Annotated in this window: 19 protein-coding genes; 4 read left to right on the top strand and 15 right to left on the bottom strand. The window is 51.7% G+C overall.

Features of this window, described 5'->3' with window-relative positions; translation table 11 throughout:
• The 5 genes from BQ7364_RS05430 to BQ7364_RS05445 all read right to left on the bottom strand — a co-directional run bounded on the left by BQ7364_RS05430 (position 1) and on the right by BQ7364_RS05445 (position 3,391).
• Positions 1–1,002 (bottom strand): aspartate-semialdehyde dehydrogenase, encoded by a 1,002-nt coding sequence (locus BQ7364_RS05430; RefSeq protein WP_072683776.1) that lies wholly within the window; start codon positions 1,000–1,002, stop codon positions 1–3.
• Between the two features lie 193 nt (positions 1,003–1,195).
• Entirely contained in the window at positions 1,196–1,780 is a 585-nt protein-coding gene (locus tag BQ7364_RS05435; RefSeq protein ID WP_229056742.1) for an XRE family transcriptional regulator, read from the bottom strand.
• A gap of 51 nt (positions 1,781–1,831) precedes the next feature.
• Complete coding sequence (locus BQ7364_RS18335) at positions 1,832–1,978, bottom strand: helix-turn-helix domain-containing protein (RefSeq protein WP_229056743.1); 147 nt, start codon at positions 1,976–1,978, stop codon at positions 1,832–1,834.
• Positions 1,979–2,181: 203 nt separating this feature from the next.
• Positions 2,182–2,652 carry a GyrI-like domain-containing protein gene (locus BQ7364_RS05440; protein ID WP_072683777.1) on the bottom strand — a complete coding sequence of 157 codons (471 nt, stop codon included), beginning with the start codon at positions 2,650–2,652 and terminating at the stop codon, positions 2,182–2,184.
• A gap of 19 nt (positions 2,653–2,671) precedes the next feature.
• Complete coding sequence (locus tag BQ7364_RS05445) at positions 2,672–3,391, bottom strand: GntR family transcriptional regulator (protein WP_072683778.1); 720 nt, start codon at positions 3,389–3,391, stop codon at positions 2,672–2,674.
• Between the two features lie 155 nt (positions 3,392–3,546).
• Here BQ7364_RS05445 and BQ7364_RS05450 point away from each other — a divergent pair, with 155 nt between their 5' ends.
• The 3 genes from BQ7364_RS05450 to BQ7364_RS05460 are packed head-to-tail and all read left to right on the top strand — an operon-like array spanning position 3,547 to position 5,814.
• Positions 3,547–4,317 carry a PTS mannose/fructose/sorbose/N-acetylgalactosamine transporter subunit IIC gene (locus BQ7364_RS05450; protein WP_072683779.1) on the top strand — a complete coding sequence of 257 codons (771 nt, stop codon included), beginning with the start codon at positions 3,547–3,549 and terminating at the stop codon, positions 4,315–4,317.
• Positions 4,310–5,107, top strand: coding sequence for a PTS system mannose/fructose/sorbose family transporter subunit IID (locus BQ7364_RS05455; protein ID WP_072683780.1), 798 nt, complete (start codon positions 4,310–4,312; stop codon positions 5,105–5,107). Before BQ7364_RS05450 ends, BQ7364_RS05455 begins: the two co-directional genes overlap by 8 nt.
• Positions 5,107–5,814: an SIS domain-containing protein gene (locus tag BQ7364_RS05460; RefSeq protein WP_072683781.1), complete on the top strand. Its 708-nt coding sequence runs from the start codon at positions 5,107–5,109 to the stop codon at positions 5,812–5,814. Before BQ7364_RS05455 ends, BQ7364_RS05460 begins: the two co-directional genes overlap by 1 nt.
• 71 nt (positions 5,815–5,885) lie before the next feature.
• Here BQ7364_RS05460 and BQ7364_RS05465 read toward each other — a convergent pair whose 3' ends face one another.
• From BQ7364_RS05465 to BQ7364_RS05485, 5 genes are all read right to left on the bottom strand, one after another.
• Positions 5,886–7,070 carry a DNA glycosylase AlkZ-like family protein gene (locus tag BQ7364_RS05465; protein ID WP_072683782.1) on the bottom strand — a complete coding sequence of 395 codons (1,185 nt, stop codon included), beginning with the start codon at positions 7,068–7,070 and terminating at the stop codon, positions 5,886–5,888.
• Between the two features lie 333 nt (positions 7,071–7,403).
• On the bottom strand, positions 7,404–8,255 hold the full coding sequence (locus BQ7364_RS05470) for an HAD family hydrolase (protein ID WP_229056744.1): 852 nt from the start codon (positions 8,253–8,255) through the stop codon (positions 7,404–7,406).
• Between the two features lie 325 nt (positions 8,256–8,580).
• On the bottom strand, positions 8,581–9,939 hold the full coding sequence (locus tag BQ7364_RS05475) for a Sapep family Mn(2+)-dependent dipeptidase (RefSeq protein WP_083538447.1): 1,359 nt from the start codon (positions 9,937–9,939) through the stop codon (positions 8,581–8,583).
• Positions 9,940–10,041: 102 nt separating this feature from the next.
• Complete coding sequence (locus tag BQ7364_RS05480) at positions 10,042–11,388, bottom strand: hypothetical protein (RefSeq protein ID WP_072683783.1); 1,347 nt, start codon at positions 11,386–11,388, stop codon at positions 10,042–10,044.
• A 316-nt stretch (positions 11,389–11,704) separates the two neighbouring features.
• A complete protein-coding gene (locus tag BQ7364_RS05485; RefSeq protein WP_229100678.1) occupies positions 11,705–13,360 on the bottom strand; it encodes an FAD-dependent oxidoreductase in 1,656 nt (551 codons plus the stop codon).
• Positions 13,361–13,506: 146 nt separating this feature from the next.
• Between BQ7364_RS05485 and BQ7364_RS05490 the strand changes: the two genes are divergently transcribed.
• Positions 13,507–14,379: a LysR family transcriptional regulator gene (locus BQ7364_RS05490; protein ID WP_072683785.1), complete on the top strand. Its 873-nt coding sequence runs from the start codon at positions 13,507–13,509 to the stop codon at positions 14,377–14,379.
• A 212-nt stretch (positions 14,380–14,591) separates the two neighbouring features.
• Here the strand turns inward: BQ7364_RS05490 and BQ7364_RS05495 are convergent, their stop codons facing one another.
• From BQ7364_RS05495 to BQ7364_RS05515, 5 genes are all read right to left on the bottom strand, one after another.
• Positions 14,592–15,350 carry an exodeoxyribonuclease III gene (locus tag BQ7364_RS05495; protein ID WP_072683786.1) on the bottom strand — a complete coding sequence of 253 codons (759 nt, stop codon included), beginning with the start codon at positions 15,348–15,350 and terminating at the stop codon, positions 14,592–14,594.
• 565 nt (positions 15,351–15,915) lie between these two features.
• Positions 15,916–17,631 carry an FAD-dependent oxidoreductase gene (locus BQ7364_RS05500; RefSeq protein WP_072683787.1) on the bottom strand — a complete coding sequence of 572 codons (1,716 nt, stop codon included), beginning with the start codon at positions 17,629–17,631 and terminating at the stop codon, positions 15,916–15,918.
• A gap of 85 nt (positions 17,632–17,716) precedes the next feature.
• Positions 17,717–18,622, bottom strand: coding sequence for a LysR family transcriptional regulator (locus BQ7364_RS05505; protein ID WP_083538448.1), 906 nt, complete (start codon positions 18,620–18,622; stop codon positions 17,717–17,719).
• A gap of 150 nt (positions 18,623–18,772) precedes the next feature.
• Positions 18,773–19,630, bottom strand: a complete 858-nt coding sequence (locus tag BQ7364_RS05510; protein ID WP_072683789.1) for an HAD family hydrolase — start codon at positions 19,628–19,630, stop codon at positions 18,773–18,775.
• The gene (locus tag BQ7364_RS05515; RefSeq protein ID WP_072683790.1) at positions 19,600–21,384 is read right to left on the bottom strand and encodes an aminopeptidase P family protein; all 1,785 of its coding nucleotides are present in this window, start codon (positions 21,382–21,384) and stop codon (positions 19,600–19,602) included. Before BQ7364_RS05515 ends, BQ7364_RS05510 begins: the two co-directional genes overlap by 31 nt.
• Positions 21,385–21,461 lie beyond the last annotated feature (77 nt).

The raw sequence follows: 21,461 nt of genomic DNA on the forward strand, positions 1-21,461 counted from the left end.
CTACACTCCTTTCTTCAACAATCCATTCTGCCAGGCCCATTCGCCGATCTGCACGGCGTTGGTCGCTGCCCCCTTGCGCAGCTGATCACAGCAGCACCACAGATGCAGTCCCTGCTTACATGCCCCATCCTGACGCAGCCGTCCGATCACCACCGCGTCGCTGTCGGTGCATTCCTTCGGTGTCGGATACGGTGCTTCGTTGAGCACAAGCCCCGGACATTCCTCCGCGGCCTGACGGATGGCGTCCAGACTAACTTCTGTTTCAGTTTCCACATAGATCGACTCCGAATGACAGCGATACACCGGCACCCGCACACAGGTGCAGCTGACCTGCAGCGCTTCATCATGAAGGATCCGGCGGCCTTCGTTCTGCATCTTCCATTCCTCTGCGCTGATCCCGTTTTCATCGAAATCACCGATCTGCGGGATGACATTGAACGCGATCGGAAACGGGAACACCTCCGGGGCTGCGGACGGATCGCGGATCTGGCGTTCCAGCTCGTCCATCCCCTTCATACCCGCGCCGCTGACGGCCTGATAGGTGCTGACGATCATCCGCTTTACGCGCGTCAGCTTCAGGATCGGCGAGAGCGCCATCATCGCCAGAATCGTCGCGCAGTTGGGATTGGCAACAATGCCGTGATGCCAGCGGATATCCCGGGCATTGATCTCGGGGATGACTAACGGCACATCCTCATCCAGTCGGAAAGCGCTGCTGTTGTCGACAAACAAAGCCCCGCTGCGGCGGATCAACGGCGCGTATTCCTTTGCCAGATCGTTATCCACCGCCCCGAACACCAGATCGACGTCCTTGAGAGCCGCTGGAGAAAATTCCTCGACAATCCCTGTCTTCGCCCCCAAATCGATCACCTTGCCGGCGCTGTGGGGACTGGCTAAAAGCTTTAACGAACGCATCGGAAACCGGCGTTCCTGCAAAATCCGGATCATCGTCCGGCCGACCGCCCCGGTTGCGCCCAGAACGGCGACATTCACTTTTTCCACATTCTCACTCCTGTCTATTCACTCCAAGATAGTAAAAAGCCCGGGTTCGGCCTGGGCTTTTATCTTGAATATGGGTGAATTTCACGAAAGGACTGCCGCGATTTACATCGCTGGAAAGCGGCGGCTTCGCTCAGACGATCCAAGTCAGAAATAATTAAGACGGATAGAGTTGATTTCTGCTTCCTCAAAGAGTTCAGAGCTTGGCGATCTTCTCCTTGATTCTGCGCTTTGCCTTAAACAGAAAACGCGTGGCATATTGTTCATTTTTTACCAGAATCTCGTAGGTTTCGATCGTACCCAGAGAGATGACAAAGCCACACAGTCCCAGTCCCAATCCCAGAAAAATCAATACCGACAGGGATGACCAGGGGAAAATTCCACGGATGGAAAAGACCAGTGCCAAAATTCCCAACACAAACAAAATCGTGGACGGCATCGCGATCAGAGTCGCTTTCTTTTTCAGCGCAACATATTCTTCCATCAGGGAACTGCGCACCTCCGGATCGAACAACAGCGGTTCTTCTTTCAGCACTTTGTATTGTTCCTGTTCCGCAAACATCGCGACAATCAGCGCGCAAACGCCCAACGCCCCGATCCCGGCCGCGCCCAGCAGTTTCATCGCCGGCTGATTTTCAAACAGAATAATCGGTATCCCGGTCAGCGCTCCGCATAAGAAACCCAATCCCAGAAACCGGTTGACCCGTTTCTCGCTGGCCAGAAAGCCATTCGCCATTTCCCGGCTGACATAATAGCCTTTTTCATCGGCGGCTCGCTCCACTTTTTCAGCTTTAAGCAGATAGTCGGTCGATACCCCAAACAGCTGGGAGAGCTACAGGATTTTCTCGGTTTCCGGATATCCCTGATTGTTCTCCCACTTACTGACAGCCTGCCGGGTTGTACCCAGCTGATCGGCCAGCGCTTCCTGCGACAGGCCCTTTTCTTTGCGCAGCTTGAATAGTTTTTCTCCAAAATTCATTTTTATTTCCTCCTCAGTTCTTGGATGTCCTCATCCTATCCCATTTCGAACATTCAATCTATCTCTCTAAAAATGCACTTTGTCAACTTTGCGTTGCGTTTCTGTTTTCTGGACTGTTTTTCCTTGTTTTTCACTGTTTTGCAGGATTCAAAAAGATCCCTGCGCCATAGTGCAAGGATTCGGCATGATCGCTGGTTTGACATTCAGCAAACGGGAAAAAACAAGAACATCTCACCGTTTTTCTGCGGACAATAGAATTCCTGGATGGCGCCCGCGAGCGTCAGCCCCTGCTTCTTTATTTCATCAAGACCTGTCCGCAGGACTTCAGAGGCATCGCCCTCGACTGGAACATAGAGATAATCAAATGCGGGAATGATCCACTTTGTCCATCCTTCCGGAGCTTCCGTTTCAACCGGCACCTGCACGCCCGCCAGATAATAGCCTTCTGTCAAATGATTCTCCCAAGGTTGGAATGTCCGGTCAAAGTTCGTCATCGCGCCCCAGAAACCGGCCAGATTTCCCTGTTCATCCCGCAAAGCCAGCTGCGAAATTTCAGTGGAATGTTCATTGAAGTTTTTCCACAATCGCTGAATCCAGTTCTTATTCGTGTTTTGGGTGCTGTCCTCTTTTCCCAGAACGGCAAAAGCGGGCATCGTGCAGCGTAAGAATTCCATCGTGTTTTCTCCTTTTGATTTAATCCTCGTTCAAAGTTCTGACCATCGACAATTTGCAGCGATCAGTCCGATAATAATTAAAAGCCAGTTCAAAAGGCCTGTCCTGCGCGTCATAAAAAACCATCAGGGAACGGAGTAAAGGAAACTGATCGCGAACCTGAAGTGCTTGAGCAATCGCGCCTGACGCCCCAACCGCATCTAATTCCTGCAGACTGTAAACAGGCACAATCTTCCTGGCCCTTTTTATACATTGAAATAACGAGCCCTCTGCTTCCGTTTTTCCAATGACTCCGGTCATGGCTGTAACCCAGTAGGATTCCTCATAGATCAATGGAAATCCATTCGTCAAACGCGTTCGGCAAATCCGCGTCAAAGTTTCTTCCGCAGAAATCCGCAGGTACTTCATTAAGAAGGGATCTGGTTTTACATCAGTAATGGAATGTACGATCGTCGAAGGCACATCGCCCCGCAATAAGGCCGAGCGGGTAAAACTGACGATTTCATTCATCTTTTTATAGGTAATCCGCTCACTGATAAACGTCCCTTTGCGATAATCCCGGATAACGTATCCTTCTTCAATCAGAACGTCGACGGCCTTCCTTACGGTAACTCGTGAAACGTTAAAACGCTCCTGAAGTTCTTTTTCCGAGGGCAGCCGGTCGCGGGCCTGCAGCACGCCCTGGTCTATATCGTGAATAATCGCTTTGACGATGATGTTGTATTTACTTTGTTTATCCACACAGAACACCTCTTAGGTTATTTTACCATGTTTTCTGATATATTTCACCAAAACAGAAAAATATTATAATATATTACATTATGTATTGATTTAATAATACATTAGATATACTATTAAATTAGTTCAAAGGTTGTAAAAACCAGAAAGGAGAGAATATGATACATCCCTGGCAAATTGCATTGATCACGCTCTATGCTTTCATTCAGCCGAACGAAAGCCGCTCCTTCAAAATTGGCATGGACATGCCGATTCTGGCCGGCTGGTTTACCGGTTTGCTTCTCGGCAATCCGCAAACGGGCTTAGTCTTAGGGGGTACGCTTCAATTAATGACGTTAGGAGTCAACACTTATGGAGGCACCTCCATTCCCAATACCACAGTCGGAGCGATCGTCGGCACGGCGCTGAGCTTGAATTCCACGCCGGAATTAGCGCTGGGGATTGCGATTCTCGTCGCCCTGTTAATGATCCAACTCGATATTCTGGCACGCTACGCCAATATCTTCTTCCTTCACCGGGCCGATCATTTCATCGAACAACGAAATTACGATAAAGCAGCATTCCAAAATTTACTCGGCATGATCGCACCGGGGCTGTCGCGTGCCGTACCAGTTTTTTTCGTTCTTTGCTTTGGGCAAAGCTTTGTCGAAGCGGTGATGGGCTGGATTCCGCAATGGTTTATGACCGGCTTGCAGGTGGCCGGCGGCGTCATTCCAGTCGTAGGCATTTGCATCTTGTTAAACTACCTGCCGACACGCTCTAAACTTCCATTTTTAATTCTGGGGTTCCTGTTGGCCGCCTATGTGAAAATCCCGCTGATCGGCGTCGCCGGTTTCGGGTTGGTCATTACCCTGCTGGATTATATGTACACCCGCCAGGCAGATCAACGCTGGGCCGCAATTCGCCAGGGAGGTGATCTGGATGAATAAGCTTTTTACAAAACAAGAACTGCGACGGATTAATCTGCGTCACATGTTCGGATTACAGCTGGGCCATAATTACGAAAGAATGCAGGGACTGGGCTATTTCTATGCCATCCTTCCAGCCTTGAAAAAAATCTATAAAGACGATCCGGAAGCACTCGATCGAGCCTGCCGTGCCCATATCCAGTTTTATAATACGACGCCGCAGATGTCTGAGATCATCATTGGCATGAACGTGGCGATTGAGGAAGAGGAAGGCATCGCCGCGCTGGAAACCGCAACCTCGTTAAAGACCGCATTAATGGGACCGTTTGCGGGAGTCGGCGACGTTATTTTCGGCGTCATTGCCGGAACCATCTTTGGCGCGATTGCGGGCAACATGGCGATCGCCGGCAGTACCGTGGGCATGGGAATCTGGGTTGTCTGGAACATCGCCGTTCTGTTTTTCAGAACAAAGTTATTCGATCTGGGCTACGCCCAGGGCGCTAAATTGATCACCACGATGAAAGACCAGCTTGCTTACGTCACCAACGGCGCGTCTATTCTGGGATTGATCGTCGTCGGAGCTTTGATCCCCTCTGTGATCAAGCTGAAAATTCCATATACTTTCCAATCCGGCGAGGTCAGTCTGTCCGTGCAGGAAAACCTTGATAAAATTATGCCTTATCTCCCTCAGGTTATCCTGGTTCTTCTGTGTTATCGCTTATCTAAAGTGAAAGGCATGACGGCAGGCAAGCTCATCTTTATCGTCATGATCGGTGCGATACTCTTATCCGCGCTGAAGGTAGTTGGCTGATGGAACGTAATCGTTATTTTGAAACCATCGAAGATCTGCTTCGCCGGTTGGAAATCAGTCAAAAGGAGAATATTCATCAAGCCGCGGAATTGATTGCGGACGCCATCATGACCGGCGGAATTTTGCAGTCCTTTGGCAGCGGTCATTCCTACGCGGCCGCGATCGAAGTCGCCGGACGGGCAGGCGGTTTATTTGCCGCGAAGGTGATTAAAGACCCGGCCATGGGAATTTACGAGGTTCTGGAAGGCTCCGGCAATATCTTAATGCGAAAGGTCGAAGTGCTTCCGGAAGACGTTGTGATCATTATCTCTAATTCCGGACGTAATCCGCTGCCGATTGAAATTGCGATGAAAGTCAAAGACATCGGCGCAAAACTCATTGTCGTCACATCGCTGGAATCCTCTAAAAAACTGACGAGTCGGCATAGCAGCGGCCGCCTGCTTTATGAATTCGCGGACGTGATCCTGGACAATCTTTCCGTGGAAGGGGATGCCGCGATTCCGGTCGACGGACTGCCGGTCAAGATCTGCGGAACTTCCTCCATTGCCGCGGCAGCTTTGCTTCAATCCACCATTTTGGAAGCAGTGGAACTGATGCTTGCCCGCGGTTTTCAACCGCCGGTCAGACTCAGCGCCAATGTGGATGGCGGCACCGAGCGCAGCATTGAAATTGAAAAACAGTATAAGCAGCGGATTTATCATCTTTAAAATTCAATTACCATTATAAAGATAGCTACTAAAAACGCCCTGTTCAAATACGGGACGTTTTCTTTTCATCGTTAGCTCTCTTCGAATAAACCGTCAATGTCAGTGCAGCCGTGAAATCGGGCAAAGCGCTCCAGCGTCCGATTCAAAGTCCGGCGCAGTGTCAGGCTATCGCGGACTCTCGATTCCCGCCAGAAATGTTTTACGACTAATTTTCCTTCTGCCAATTTGGTTTCCAGCGCGATCCGTCCGAAAAAACGCTCACCCCACAGCACCGGCAGCACATAGCTGTCATATTTGCGTTGTGCTTTCGGGGTGTAAATCTCCCATTTATATTGAAAATCAAACAGTGCTTCAATCAGGCGGCGATCCCACAGCGCGTTGTCCAACGGGCCTAAGAACTCCATGCGTTTGCGGTACGGCTCTTTCCGCATGACCATTTCCAGCCACGGCAGTGCTTCCGGCACGGTAAACAACGGCTGATCCAGCCCTTCCACCGTTACGGGAATGATCCGATCCTGCTTCAGCAACAAGGCAAACGCAGCCTGACGCTCCGGAGCCTTCATTTTTTCAATTCCCAGCCAGGCGTCGGAAGGCCGGTTCCAGCACAAGCCCAGGGCACGGATCCGGCGTTCCACGCGCCATCCGTAATATTCTTCATCGCTCGCAAACGGATCCGCCAGCGGATCCAGCCAGGGAAACCGCGCGGAAGTCAGATTGTAATAGCGGATTGTGCCGCGCCGGTGATGGATCACGACGTCCCCGCGGTAAAGCATCACTTCCAAAGCAACTGCTGCCAGCGAAGCCGTCCGTCCCCATACCCAGACGAGATTTTCATTCCATTGTAAATCCTGCGAACAAATAACCGGATGCGTCCGCATGAACTGTTTGATCTGTGCCGCGGCGTTTTCGATCTGTTCACTCACCCGGTGATAGCTCATAGTGTGAATTCGGTTCCGCGCAAACATGGGATAATCCTGTTCCGCATAGATCGCCATATTTTTATCCAGCGCGTCGATCAGCTTCCGATCCTTATACAATAAGGTTTCCAGCTGACTTTTCCGATAACCACCGACCCGCGCCTGCAGCACTAAATCCGCATTGCGGCCGCAGATGTCGATCGGATCAAATTGCAGACATCCCAGCTGAGCGATCAGCGTCACAATCTCTGTGTTGGTACGCCAGCGGTAAGGGCCGGACAAGCCCTGCCATAAGACATAAAACTGCCGGGCCTGGCTGCGGGTTAATGTGAATTCCATGATCAGATCCCCATTTCTTTCCTTACTTCCAGTTAATCATAAAACAGAATTATTTTCAAGCTGTTTATCCAATGAAAACTGCTTCAGGTTTATTTCTCCCAAAGCAGTTTCTGTTCATCAGATTTTCCAAGGTTGAGACACGATGATTTGTTTATCGCTTTTCACGTTTTTGTTAGAAATCCTGATCTCAAATTCATCAGCGAGGATTATGCGCCAGCGACAAAGATTAAATTACAAACCTGTATTCCCTGAGCTTGGAAATCTTCCAAATTTCGTCAGGTCCTCGCTCATCCTCATTGCGGGCAGGAGTCAAACCATCCGTTTGCCCGCTTTTTATTTTTTATTTGATTGTTCTTTTCTCATCAGCCGTTCCATCTGAATCCGGGCTTCGGTGTAATCAAGAATACTTTTCACGATCTTATCCAATTCGCGATTCTCGCTGTAATCCGCAGGCGCAATGAAATCTGCCCGGTGATCTTCAACCAACTGCTGCGCAGCCGCTTTTTTCTTCTCTGAGTCCTTGCCATACACTGCGATCGACTTGCCGCCATTGACGGTAACCAGCTTCATACATGGCACATCCGTAAGTCCGTCGCCGATATAAATCATATTGGTAAACGGGATATCGCGCAGCTGATCGGGCGTGTAGCGGTTCAGATCGTTGTCGTTGTTTTCATCCAGAACACCTTTGTTGATGCGGAAAATATACTGCGTCTTGGTCGTGTAATTCACGACGGTTGCCGGCCACACCGCAACGCCGCTGGCGTTGTAGCAATATTTGCAGGCATAGATTTTTTTGAATTCTCCGGCGATGGCCGTGCCTTCGATGATTTCCGTCAGACCCGAGGAAATGATGAAATGCTCGATTTCAATATTGTGCTGCCGGCCGTATTCGTTGATTCGGCGGAACCATTTTTCCACCCCCGGATACAGCTTGACATTTTTCCCCAGCGCAACGAAATCGCTGCGGCGGATCGGCTGTCCCATCAGATTGGCCTTGTTGAGCATCATATACATATACGTCAGGATGCCGTCCATCTTCTGACTTTCCGACAGTGCGGTTACCTCGCTCCAGAACTGCGCCGGTTCGATGCCCAGAGAAGGAATAAAACTGAATTCCTGCATATCTTTCGGCGACAGTGTTTTATCAAAATCATACATGATCGCCAGCTTCGCTGTTTTCAAAGGTCATCCCTCGTTTCTTTTCCGATCTCTATTGTACCATTTTTAGTGAATCTGTGCCTGCAGTCTGATTTGTTTTTCGTGTTTTTTGATTCGCTGCTTCCTCTTATAAATCTTGGTTTTTATGAGTCTAAATTTTATAAGGAACAGCGAATTTTCATCGCACATTAACATTTCGTGTTAGTATGCGGTGAAAATCATGGATTTCTTCACACATTGATCAATCCTCAAAGACGCCTTACTCAAGAGCAAAAGATCTGACAAAAGAGAAAAACCGGATTCTCAAAACAAATCCGGTTCATCAATATACAAAAAGGTTTATCTTGTTTTATGCTTCCAGCAGCTTCATCAGGGCATGAACGTAGATCTCTGCCTGCTGAAGCAGACAATCAATCCGCACAAACTCGTTGGCGTCGTGAATATGGCAGTCTTCGCCCATGAATTCACAGCCGAAGGCGATGCAGTTATGAATTCCCTTCGCATAGGTGCCGCCGCCCATCGTGATCGGCTTGGATTCCAGATCGCCGGTGACTTCCTGATAGGCCTGAAGCAGACGCGAAACCAGCGGTGAATCGATCGGGAAGAACAGCGGTTCCGTCCGGCTGCGGACGGTGATTTTTCCTTGTGCTTCCCCGGCCAGCGCGACTTCAATCCGGCTGGCGATCTGCCCGGAATTCATCGTCACCGGAAACCGGATGTCGATGGTTCCGCGGATGACGCCGTTTTCCGCTTTAATGATACCGTTACTGAAGGTCAGCGGACCATATTCATCCTCAACCTGGCAATCACAGCCCGCTCCATCGCAGCTCGTACCGATCCGGCGGTTGTAGAATTCAACAAAATCATCCTGCATTCCCACTTCCGCCAGAGCCGCCATCAGTTCGCCGATCGCGTTGACGCCTAGCTTCGGAGTGCTGGCATGCGCCGCCGTTCCGTAAACGTCGACGATCAGATCGCCCTGTTCCGGTTTGATTTCAAAGGTCACCGGATGTTTTTCCAGCGCTAGGCGCAGCGCTTCTTCCGATACGGCTTCGCTGTCAACGATCATCGTGCAGTGGTTGCAGACGACATTGGATGCCACGCCCCCGCGGATTTCCTTGATCTGTGTGCGGACGCTTTCAAAGTCCAGTCCCAGCGCGCCTTTTTCTCCATGCACGCCCGGGAACGTGCCGTCCGGCGTAAAGCCCATGTCGATATGCCCTTCTTTTTCCACATAATGCGCCAGACATTTTGATCCTGTTTCTTCGTTGGTGCCCAGAATCAGCCGGATTCGCTTGGTCAGCGGCACGTTCATATCCTTTAATACTTTCATTGCGATCATCGAAGCGACCACCGCGCCCTTATCGTCGCTGGTACCGCGGCCGTAAACCCGGTCGCCGTCGCGGGTCAGCGTAAACGGATCGGTCTTCCAGCCCTCGCCTGCCGGTACGACGTCCAGATGCGCCAGCACGCCGATCACCTGTTCGCCCTCGCCGATTTCAGCGTAGCCGGCATAATGATCGACATTCTTGACCGCAAAACCATAACCCTCCGCAATTTCCAGCGCTTTATCCAGACAGGCTGCCGGCACCTCGCCAAACGGCGCGTCCGGCTGCGGCTCGCCCTGGACTGAATTATACGAAACCAGCGTTGCCAGATCGTTCAGCATCGCTTCTTCATAGCTTTTTACCCGTTCTTGAATCTCCATTGTGTTCTATTCCTCCTGTTTACTGCTTTTCAGTTTAGCACGTTTCCCGGCGTTCGCCAACGTTTCGCTTGAATCTTGGCCCCGCCTGTCCCATTCTCATCGTTACTGAATTCGCTTTTGATAGATCAGGCGGCAAGGCTGGGAAGCATCGGTATTCGGTTCGCAAGCCATTTCCCAGATCACCAGCGGAGAATCCGGATCCTGCGCCATTTCCCGAATCGCCGGAATATAGTATTCGTTGCCCTGTTCATCCCGGATAAAACTTGTGTTTTCAATCTCCTCGCCCCGGACATAGCGGACGATCTGGCGCTCGCCTTCCGTCCGTCGCTCCGTCACGATCGCTATCGGTTCCGCCGCTGCTTCAATTTCCGGCGCTCCTGCGGCACTGCGGATCAGAATACAATCCTCAGCGGTATCTGCATCGTAAATAATCCCTTCGTGTTCAAAGGTCGCCAGCGGCAGCGTCCGGCCTAAGAGCGCGGTTGACACTGCGTTCACATCCCCAATGCGCACCACTGCCAGCAACTCCTCCGCGACAGCTTCCGGCAGATTCAGTAAAAGTGGATCTCCGCCCATGCCGCTGGCCGGACAGATCAGCTGATCGGGTTCCCCTTCGCAAAGATAGGTCTTCGACGCCGCCATCAGATTCAGAAGCAGCGTTTCATTGGCCTGAAGCTGATCGGGGCGGGTGAATTCCTGGCCGGTCAGCGCGGCGAAATAAAACGCGATCTCCTCGCCGGACAGCGTCGGATTCAGCTCCCCGATAGAGAATTGATACGTCTGCGGATCCTCTTGCTTCGCAAACCCGCCGCTGTTCCGGGAGTAGGGTTTCAGCTGCGCGTATTCGTAATCCTGCGTATTCAGAATCACCGTGCGCAGCTCAAACAAGGCCTTTTCAGCCTGTTCCCGGCTTTTTTCCACTTCCGTTTGATGCGTCTGAGCCGCTTGCTGCACTGCTTCGGCCAAGGCCGGAGTCACCTGTTCATCGGGAGCGTCGACCGGCCAGCGCGTCGTCTTGGAGGACGTCGTCACCGCCGCCGTGCACGTACTCTGATAACCATCGCAGATCAGCTCCACATAAGCCTGCTTCGTTACGCCGTCTTCCTGAAAGGAAACCACATCCTGACAGGTGTAATTCAGCTCCGCGGTATCGTTGACCGGATCCCAGATCAGCAGCGGATGATCGCGCTGGCCGACATACAGCACGACCAGATTGTTCGCGTTGCGCCACAGCTCAAACGGCTGGGCCTCGCCTTGTTCGTCAATGAAGATTTCAGCCTCTTTCAGCCGCTTGAACATCGCGCTGATCGTTTCGTCGGTCAGCTTCGTTCCAGCCAGACGCTCCGCTTCCGCACTTGCGGTCGGTACGGCCGCCGGCGACGCTGGTTTTGGCGTACACCCGGTGAATAAAAAGCCGGCAGCCAGTACCAGAATAAGTTTCTTTCTCATTGCGGATACTCCTTCCTCACTTTGACATTTTCCTTATTTATCCTTCTCGTTTTCTTATGTTGATGAAATTCATCTCTATTATATCAGATGAAACGCTGAAAACGGAGCGCAGTCTGCATTGTTAAAAACTTGAAAGGAATTCGGCACAAGCTTGCCTTGGAAATTACAGAAACCAGCCAAAGCATCAGGAAATCCGCTCACTCCGCGCCAGCTCGGCTTTGATCACTTCGACAAAAAAAGCTCTGGGTTCGATTCCTGAAACCAAAACAGGAAGAGAACTCAGAGCGAATAGATCGCATCCGTCAGAAATAAATTCTTATTTCGATGCCAACAGCTTCGCGACGTTATAACCGAACGTAATGCAGCGGCTGTGAGAAATGCAGTTCAGATTGTGCGGATAGGTTCCGTGGAACATCGAACCGGAAACATTGCCGATCGCGTATAAACCCGGGATGACGTTGAATTCCGTATCCAGAACTTCTGAATTCGGCGTGATCTGCAACCCGCCGGCGGTGCACAGCGCCGCGGCGCCTTCCAGATTCGCATAGAACGGCGCAGTTTTGATCGGATGCATCATGCTTGGAAGCATGTGGAAATCGGTATCCTCGCCGGCTTCGCACATGGCGTTCCAATGATTGATCGTTTCGACAAACGCGTCGGCGGGCACGCCCATCAAGCCCGCCAGTTCTTCCAGCGTATCGGCTTTTAACGCGTTTTCGCTTGTCGCCGCGCCGACCCAGACTTCCTTCGGTCCATAGCAGGAAGACGACGGCGTCCACATCTTGTCGATCGCGCCCGCGGCATCGCCGTCGGTAATATACCAGTTGATTGCGCCCGGCTGGTTCTGCATCGCCAGCGCCAGATGATTGTACGGTTCATATTCCGGCGTAAACCGCTTGCCCAGCTTATTGACGCGCAGATACGGCATCAGCTGCGCCGGATCAAGCATCAGCGGATGCGGATATTCGTCCTCAATCGCGCCGACCGCTTTGCCCATTTCATGACCGTCGCCAGTGTTGGATGCCGTGCCGTTCATCCAGTGATTCAATGCCAGATCACGCGGACGGCAGCATTCCTTCAGCTTGGTCGGGTTAAATTCATAACCGCCGGTCGCCAGAACAACGCCTTTGGCGCACAGATATTTCACATAGCCTTCCGCCGTCCTGGCGATCACGCCGACGACTTTTCCATCTTCTTTAATCAGCTGGCAGGCCGGAGTTTCCATCAGCACTTCCGCGCCGGCTTCCTTGACCTTGCTTGTTAGCAGCTCGACGATTTCCGCCGGAGCCAGCGGGATATTGATCGACGTGTTCCAGGAACGACTCAGCGATGTGATGTCGTAAGGTTCGTAGAAATCCGGGAAATCCCCGGCCGCAAAGGTCAGCTTGAAATCCTCATCCGGCAGGCCGAACAGATCGAGGAACCAGTTGATCGCTTCCTCCTGCGTGTCGATCCACCGCTGATAGATCGCCTGATTGCCATAGAACATGGAATTGACCATCGCATCGTCCAGCCACTGCTTCGTGTCGAACTCCACGCCGTATTTTTTATGAATCCGGTCGGTTAATCCGCCGATCGTCGCTGAACGGTACGTGCCGACCTGGCCTTTTTCCAGAACGACGGTTTTTAACCCCTGCTGCGCGCTGGCGATGGACGCCGCGAAACCGGCCGGGCCCATACCGCACACCACGACATCGACATTTTCAGTCTTCACAATTTCAGAATCCGCGATCGGCTCCTTCACGAAGGCCACGACGCCTTCCATCGGAACCTTCGGTTCCAGTGCTTCAACTGCCGGCCAGCCTGCAGAAGATGCGGATGACGTTGATTCACATGGCGGACATTCCTGTTTTTCCGTGGTGGAAGCGCAGCCCCCTAACAGCCCCGCAGCCGCGACGCCCAGTGCTCCGGCCGCTGTGCCCTTTAAGAAGTCCCGGCGGCTGATGCCTTTGATCTTGTTTGAATTTGACATACTTTCCCTCCTGTTTGTCTTTTCTTTCTTCATTATAAAAGGCTTGTTTGTGAATTGACAAACAGATAAAAGTTAGGGGATACAATTAAAAGTTGTATCCCCTGTTAAGTCATGATAAGCTGAAGCAAAGAAGAGGAGAAAACGCCATGAATCCCAAACAGCTGCATTGTTTTATCACCGCCGCCCAGGAGGGCAGCTTTTCCAAAGCCGCGAAAAAACTTTACCTTTCCCAGCAGGCGTTAAGTAAAACGATCGACAAGCTGGAGGAAGAACTGGACGTGCCGCTGTTTATCCGCGGCGTGGCCGGACTGCAGCTGACCCGTTATGGCGAAGCTCTGCGCCAGTCGGCCTTTCCTTATTTACAGATGCATGACAACATCATCGCCGATCTGCAGGCCATGAAAAACGAAAGTCCGCAGACGCTGTCGCTGGGCTATCCGACGGGGCTGTTAATCAACTTTCCGGATGATTTTCTGACCCGTTTCATCATGGCGCATCCAGAGGTCGATTTTCAGATTTACAGCGCGCCGGACGATTCCTACAATCGCTCGCTGCAATCCAGCGAAATTGATATTTATTTCTGCACGATGCTGTATAACGCGCCGATGGTTCAAGTCCAGTATCACTACCGGCATCCCGTCTTCGCTGTGTTAAGTCAGGATCATCCGCTCGCCGCCAAGCCGGTGTTGTCGCTGGCGGACTTCCGCGGTCAGAAGCTGATCGGTTTAAACACCGAGAATGCTCTGAATGCCCGGATGGAACAAATATGTCAAAAACAGGGACTAAAGGCGACGATGGTCTTTTCCCCGGCGGAAATGGGCTTGATTTTCAAGCTGATCGAAAGCACCCGCTGCGTCAGCTTCTTCGGCAGCGATTCGATCCCGCTTCCGCCCTCAATCGTGAAGCGGCCGATTGAGGATCTGGATCTGGATTATGAATTCCTGATCATTACGCATAAGAACGCACCGGTTACGCCGATCATGGAAGAATTCATCCGCTACACCCGCGGCTTCTTTTAAGTTTTCCCGGATCCCTGAACTTTTTACCACAGGATTCTCCAATAAGAATTCCTCTGTTTTTTCTGATTTCGCAAACAGAATGCGATTTCCTGATGATCATTTTTTTATTCTCACTTTACGATTCTCAGCCCTTAACTGCGGCTTGGACAGGAAATCAAAAAGCTGCGTTAAAAGCAGCTTGATCCGTCTTTATCTTCCATGAATTAAGTCCATTAAAATTCGATTTCAACCCCGACCGGACAATGATCCGAACCCAGGATATCCCCATAGATAACACTGTCCTTCACCTGATTCATCAGCCGCTGGGAAACGATGAAATAGTCGATCCGCCACCCGACGTTCTTCGCGCGGGAATTGAAGCGATAGGACCACCAGGAGTATTCAACCTTTTCCGGGTATAAGGTTCTGAACGTATCCGCAAACCCCAGGCCCAGCAGATCGCGCATCTTCTGGCGCTCCTGATCGGAGAAGCCCGGGTTAAAATGATTCGTCTTCGGATTCTTCAGATCGATCTCCTCCACGGCCACATTCAAGTCTCCAGTATAAACAACCGGCTTGATTTCGTTCAGCTTTGCCAGATGCCGCGCCATCGCGTCTTCCCACTGCATCCGGTAATCCAGACGGGCCAGTTCTTCCTTGGAGTTCGGCACATAGGCGGTGACAAAATAGAATTGTTCAAATTCCAGTGTGATCACACGGCCTTCCTTCGGATGCTCCCCTTCCGCTTCGTCAAAATCATAACGCACGGACAGCGGCTTTTGTTTTGTGAACACCGCGGTGCCCGAATACCCTTTTCTTTCCGCACTGTGCCAGTATTGATGATAACCCGGCAATTCTAGTTCGATCTGATGGGGCTGCAGCTTGGTTTCCTGCAGCGCGAAAATATCTGCATCCTGTTCGTTAAAAAAATCCATAAAGCCTTTTTGGATACAGGCTCGTAACCCGTTAACATTCCATGATATCAGTTTCATAAAGCACCTCATTTTTCTGATTTCATTTAACCAGATTTCGACAGATTTTTCTACTCCTTTGATTCATTCTCCTGCATGATTCCTTGATTAACGCCGAATATCCGATTCTACATGCGATATAATAAACATAACAAGCGTTATTCGTCATCAAATGGAAATAGGTCCGCAAACATCAAAAGGATCCTGTTATTCTTGTTAATTTAGCATGTAAACGTCCAATGTTCTCAATCGTTAACCGTTACGGTTTCCACATTGCTTCCGGTCAAGAATAGTTGGATTAATTTTACTGAAAATGGAAGTTTTTCCATCATCAAACCAATCACTCAATTCATATTTTTCCTATCGCAAGTTTTCAAAAGAATAATCAAGATCAGGTCTTTAAGATCAATGTTGAAAAGAACTTCTTCTTTATTCCATACAATCATAAATTGAAACGCTGATCTCACGCTCCTGTAAAAATAACGCATTAGCATACGGATTTTCTTATTTCAATTCTTATCCAGATTTCTAAAAAAGCACGATTTCTGAATGAGAAACCGTGCTTGACTCTCGAATACGATCAGCTTTAAATCTGGTCTTCACCCGCGATTACGTTGACCGCTTTCAAGGCAAAGGTCAGCGTCCGTCCGCAAGCCAGACCCGGGAACAGTTCCGGATAGTTGTTCGCAAAGAAACTACCGGAAACGTTGCCGATCGCATACAGGCCCGGAATGACGTTCTTCTCTTTATCCAGAACCTGCATCTTATTGTTGATCTTCAGACCGTCGCCGGTGCACAACAGACTGGCGCCCAGCCATACACCATAGAACGGCGCTTTGCGCAGCTGTGAAAGATAATGACTTGACTTAAAGAATTCATCGTCTTCCCCTCGATCATAAATCGCGTTGTAGCGATCGCACTGAGCTAAGAACTGAACCTTGGCTTCGCCTTCAAAACCCAGCTTGTCCGCCAGCTCGTCCAGCGTATCAGCTTTCATGATAATGCCTTCCTCGACATACTTCTCCATCTGTTCCGCTATTCGCTCCGGCATAATCCGGGTCAGTGAGGAACAGCCCAGCGTATGAAACTTCTGCCAGTCTGACTGGAAATCCCCATCATAGACCTGGCAGTATACGCCGCCTTTCTGATTCGCCGCAGCGAAAACGATATCGTTGTACGGGCAGCCTTCATTGGCAAAGCGGACGCCATCGCGATTGACCTTCATAAACGGCTGCGTGCCCGGATTCCATTGATAGATCGTGCCCGGGAACTGCTTGGATCCGTTAGAGGCTTCAACATATCCGGCGTTCACGCCCGGCGCTACTGCGCCGCGGTCAAATAACATCGGAGCGGATTCCTTGTCCATATCCGCACCGGCCCACAAGCCCGCTTTGATTCCATCGCCATGATTCATCGCGAAATAGCTGCTTGCGGTTGTGCAGGATACCGCCAGCGGAGACAACGCCTCCATCATATCCGGATTGCCTTCATATCCGCCGGTCGCCAGAATCACGCCTTTGCTCGTGGTGATTTTAATATATTCGCCAGCACTGTTCTGAACGATTGCCCCGGTCACCGCGCCGTTTTCTTTGATCAATTCGATCAATGCATGCTCAAAATCGACATGATAGCCCTTTTTCTCGATGTAATCCACAAACAACTTGTTCCGCGGCGTATCCGCCCACTCGCTGTCTGGGCGTGGATTGTAATTATGCTGGGTCGGAGCATGGTAATAATCGGTGCCTTCCTCTGCTTCGCCGGTATCGGCTTCAAAGTAGCAGTCATAGCCATAGGAATCCATGATCGCCTTGACATAATCGTGCATGGCCGCAGATTCATCCAGCCAGACCCGAACGACGCTCTGATCCAGTTTTCCGGAAGCATACCGCGACAGCTCCGTCATCGCGCGCTGCCGGTCGATTGGCTTGCCTGCGGCTAACGCGTCTGCGGAATCCGCCGCCGCATACCAGTTGCGGGTATCGCAGACAAAGCTGTTCTGTTCGACAACCCGGAAGTCCAGTCCCAGATCCGCCGCTTTGACCGCCGCCATCATGCCGCCGTTGCCCGCGCCGACGATCAGCACTTCAGTCTGCCATGTTTCTTTAATGTCGCTATCCTGTATCTGCGGCTGCTGACCCAGCCAGTTTTCGGATGTAGCTTCCGGATTGGCCGTCGGCGTCGCTGCCGGCTGTTTCTCCGCCGATTCCCCACACGCGCTCAACAAGCCCAGCGCTGCCAGCGACACGGCGCCCGCCGCGCTGCCCTTCAGGAATTCCCGTCTTGAAATCCCGTTTTTCTTCATCTTTCTTTCCTCCTGTTTGTGTAAATCCACACATTCACATTATAAAAGAAAGTCATGCTTTTTCTGATAGGAGTATCGAATAGGCTTATGATGATTTCAAATAACGCAGCAGCTGTTTCAATACCGGATTGGTCGCGTCTTTGCGGTAAACTAATCCCAGATGTACGGTTTCCGGTGTCTGTGAGCGGATCGGCACCGCTTTGATCAGCGGACTGTCTGCCAGGATACCGCCTTCCGGCGCCAGAATGACACCCTGATTCAGTTCCAGCAGCCGCCGGGAAGCGGGTACATCCTTAACCGGTGTCAAGACGATGGAAGCCCGCAGCGAGGGATTGAATTTTTCCAGATAAGCGCTGTACCGCCAGCTCTGCCGCCCGCGCGCAAACACGATCTGCGGCCATGCGGCCAGTTCGTCATACGTTACGCTGGATTGCGAAGCCAACGGATGGCGGAGATTAAGATAAGCCTTCAATTCTCCGCAAAACAGCTCGCGATAGACCAGCGATGGGGAATCGACGTCCTTGCGCCAGTTCATGCAGCAGTCGATTTCACCGCTTTCAACCTGGCTTAGTCCGCGCGTAAAATCGACTGGAATCATATCCAGCCGCACCTGCGGCATTGCCTGTGTCAATTTTTCCAACGCCCTCATGAGCGGCGCTTCCGCAAACCCGATCACGCCGACTTTTAATGTCAGCATCGCCTGATGGGCCTTCCGCGCTTCCTCCACGGCTGCCTGATATTGATGGAGAAGCTGCCGAGCCTGAGGATAGAAAACCGCTCCGGCCGGCGTCAAAGCGACCTGATTGCGATCCCGTTCAAACAATTCAAATCCCAGCTCCTGTTCCAGCAGATGAATAACCCGGCTGATGGAGGGCTGCGAACAATGCAGCGCCTGAGCGCTCTTAGAGAAATTCAACGTTTCGGCCACATGCACAAAACATTCCAAACGATCCACTTTCATTTCTGTTTTTCCTTCCTGTTGATTCATCATACCCGTGTGAACGTAAAAAGATAAGCTGCAATTTTACTGATATAGCGCTGATCTTTATCTTTGATTCTATAATTATACTCGCTTGATTGTTAACATTCTAATTAAAAATACAGCTGGCGTTCAGCACAACTGTATTCTTTCTCCACTATTTTATTGGACCAGCTGCCGCAGGGCCTCGCCGACCCCATCCTCGTCGTTGGTCAGCGTGATGTAATCCGCGCGTGCTTTTACCGGTTCGACGGCATTGCCCATCGCCACGCGCAGGCCACAGCCTTCAAACATCGGCAGGTCGTTGACGCTGTCGCCGATGCCCAGAATCTGAGCCGGGTCGATCCCCAGCTGATCAGCTGCCTTGCGGATCGCGATACCTTTGTCCGCCTTGGCACTGATCACTTCGATATCGCCGTATGGATAGATGAAGATCCGGATACCGGAAAGCGGCCGCAGCTGCTGCGCGATCGCTTCCGTCCGGCCGCGCGCCCGGATCAACAGTTTATAAACCGGATCCGGATTCTGCCGCGCAATGGCGGGCAGATCCTGATTGGAATGCACCACAATCCGATGCTGCGGCGGCTGATCGGCGGTATAGGCCACATAATCGCCGGATAGCGGGACGTCGTGACTGCACCAGATCGTGTTCAGCTGTTTCATAAACGCCGGACAATCTTCACGTTTCAGCAGGGTCAGCACCTCGTTAAGCGCCGCCCGGGGAATCGGTTCCCCCTGAGCCTGACCATGAAAGGACCGGTAAGCACCGACAAAGCCGATCACCGATAACCGCGGATCGATCATCTGCGCCGTCTTGTAGGCGAACTGATAAGCCCGGCCGGACACCACGGCCACTTCCACGCCCTGATCCAGACAACGCTGGATCTGCTGGCGGCTCAGCGAGCCGACTTCCTTTTTTCCATTGAATAACGTTCCATCCAGATCCAGACAAACCATTCGGATCGGACGGGGACTGACAGACTGCTCCCTTAAATCGACCGGGTTGCGGTTTTCAGCCATTGCGCTTCCTCCTCATTAAGATACGGCGTTAAAGCCTCGCGAACGCGCAGATGATAGCGGTTCAGTGCCTCACGGGCAGCCGGCGTCAGAACCTGCGGGTCAACCGCGTCCAGATCGATCGGTGCCAAGGTTGTCGTTTCAAATTCCATAAACTGACCATAGAAGTTCTTCTCGCCGCAGCGGACGATCAGCTCGTTTTCAATCCGGATGCCAAATTTTCCTTCGATGTAAACGCCCGGTTCATCGGTGACCACCATTCCCGCTTCCAGCCGTTCCATTTCATTCAGCGCCGCCGTCTTCTTCCAGCGGATTCCATGCGGGCCTTCATGCACGTTCAACAGATATCCGACGCCATGACCGGTACCGCACTGATAATCCAGATTCAGCTGCCACACGGGTCCGCGGGCAAGGATGTCCAGATTGATTCCGCTGCAGCCATACAGAAACCGCGCTTCCGACAGGTTCAGCATCCCCTGCAGCACCGTTGTATAGACCTTTTTGATTTCCGGCGAACATGGCCCCAGCGCAAACGTCCGGGTGATATCCGTCGTGCCTTCCCAATACTGACCGCCCGAGTCGATCAAAAGCAAACCCTCCGCCGCGACCGGCACCTCGTGCTGCGGATCAGCGCTGTAATGCATCATCGCTGCGTTGGCCTTATAGGCGCAGATCGTGCCGAAGCTTTCCTCGATGAAGCCTTCCTGCTCGGCGCGCAGCTCATGCAGCTTCGTTTGAATTGAGCATTCGCTCATCGCTTCTTTGCCGACACGGGTTTTCAGCCAGTACATCAGCTTTGTCACCGCGACGCCGTCCTTGAGATGCGAACGCCGCAGGTTTTCAATCTCCGTTTCATTCTTGATCGCTTTTCTTAAGACAATCGGATTGGTTTTCTCAATCCGCCGGCAGTGCCGGGGAATCGCGCGGAGGATCGCGTAATTGAGCTTCTGCGGATCAGCCCAGACCGTTTGCGCCGGTAGCGCCGCAACGTCTCCAAGGAATGTATCGTAATCCTTGATTTCAATATTCAGATCGAACAACGCCTGCCGGTCGGATTCCGACAGCTTGCGCGGATCCAGATACAGCACGGCCTGCTCCAGTGTCACGCAGCCATACGCCAAAACAACCGGATTGTACAGCACATCGTCGCCGCGCAGATTGAACAGCCACGCCAGATCATCGAGCGTCGAGATCAACAGCGCCTCAGCGCCTTCCTTGCGCATGACCGCACGGATTTCATCCAGCTTCTGCGCCGTCGTCCGGCCGCTGTAACGTTCTTCTAACAAGACCGCCTTCGCTTCTGATAAGCCCGGCCGGTCCTTCCAGATCAAATCCACAAGATCCTCCGTGCTTAAAATCTGTGCCTGCTTCCTTGCCAGCATTGCTTCCAGCTGGCTGCCCAGCGCCCCGCTGACCATCCGTCCGTCGAAGGCCAGACAGCCGCCCTGCGGCATTTCCTGCTCGATGAACTGCGGGAAGTCGATCACGCCTTCCTGCCCCATCTTATATAAAGTAATCCCCGAACCGGCCAGCTGCCGTTCCGCCTGAATAAAGTAACGGCCGTCAGTCCACAATCCCGCCTGATCGCGCGTGACGACCAATGTCCCCGCCGAACCGGTAAAGCCCGACATCCACGCCCGGGCCTTGAAATAATCGCCGATGTATTCGCTGCCGTGAAAATCAGACGACGGAATCAGCACGATATCCACATGTTTCTGTTCCATCACCTGCCGCAGCTGTATTAATGTTTCTCTCATATCCACCCTCCTAGACGTCCCTTATTGTAGCTCAAATAGCGGAAAAATACAGCCTTCTTCCAACAACTTCACCGCTT

This window comes from Holdemania sp. Marseille-P2844, assembly GCF_900120005.1.
Classification (GTDB): domain Bacteria; phylum Bacillota_I; class Bacilli_A; order Erysipelotrichales; family Erysipelotrichaceae; genus Holdemania.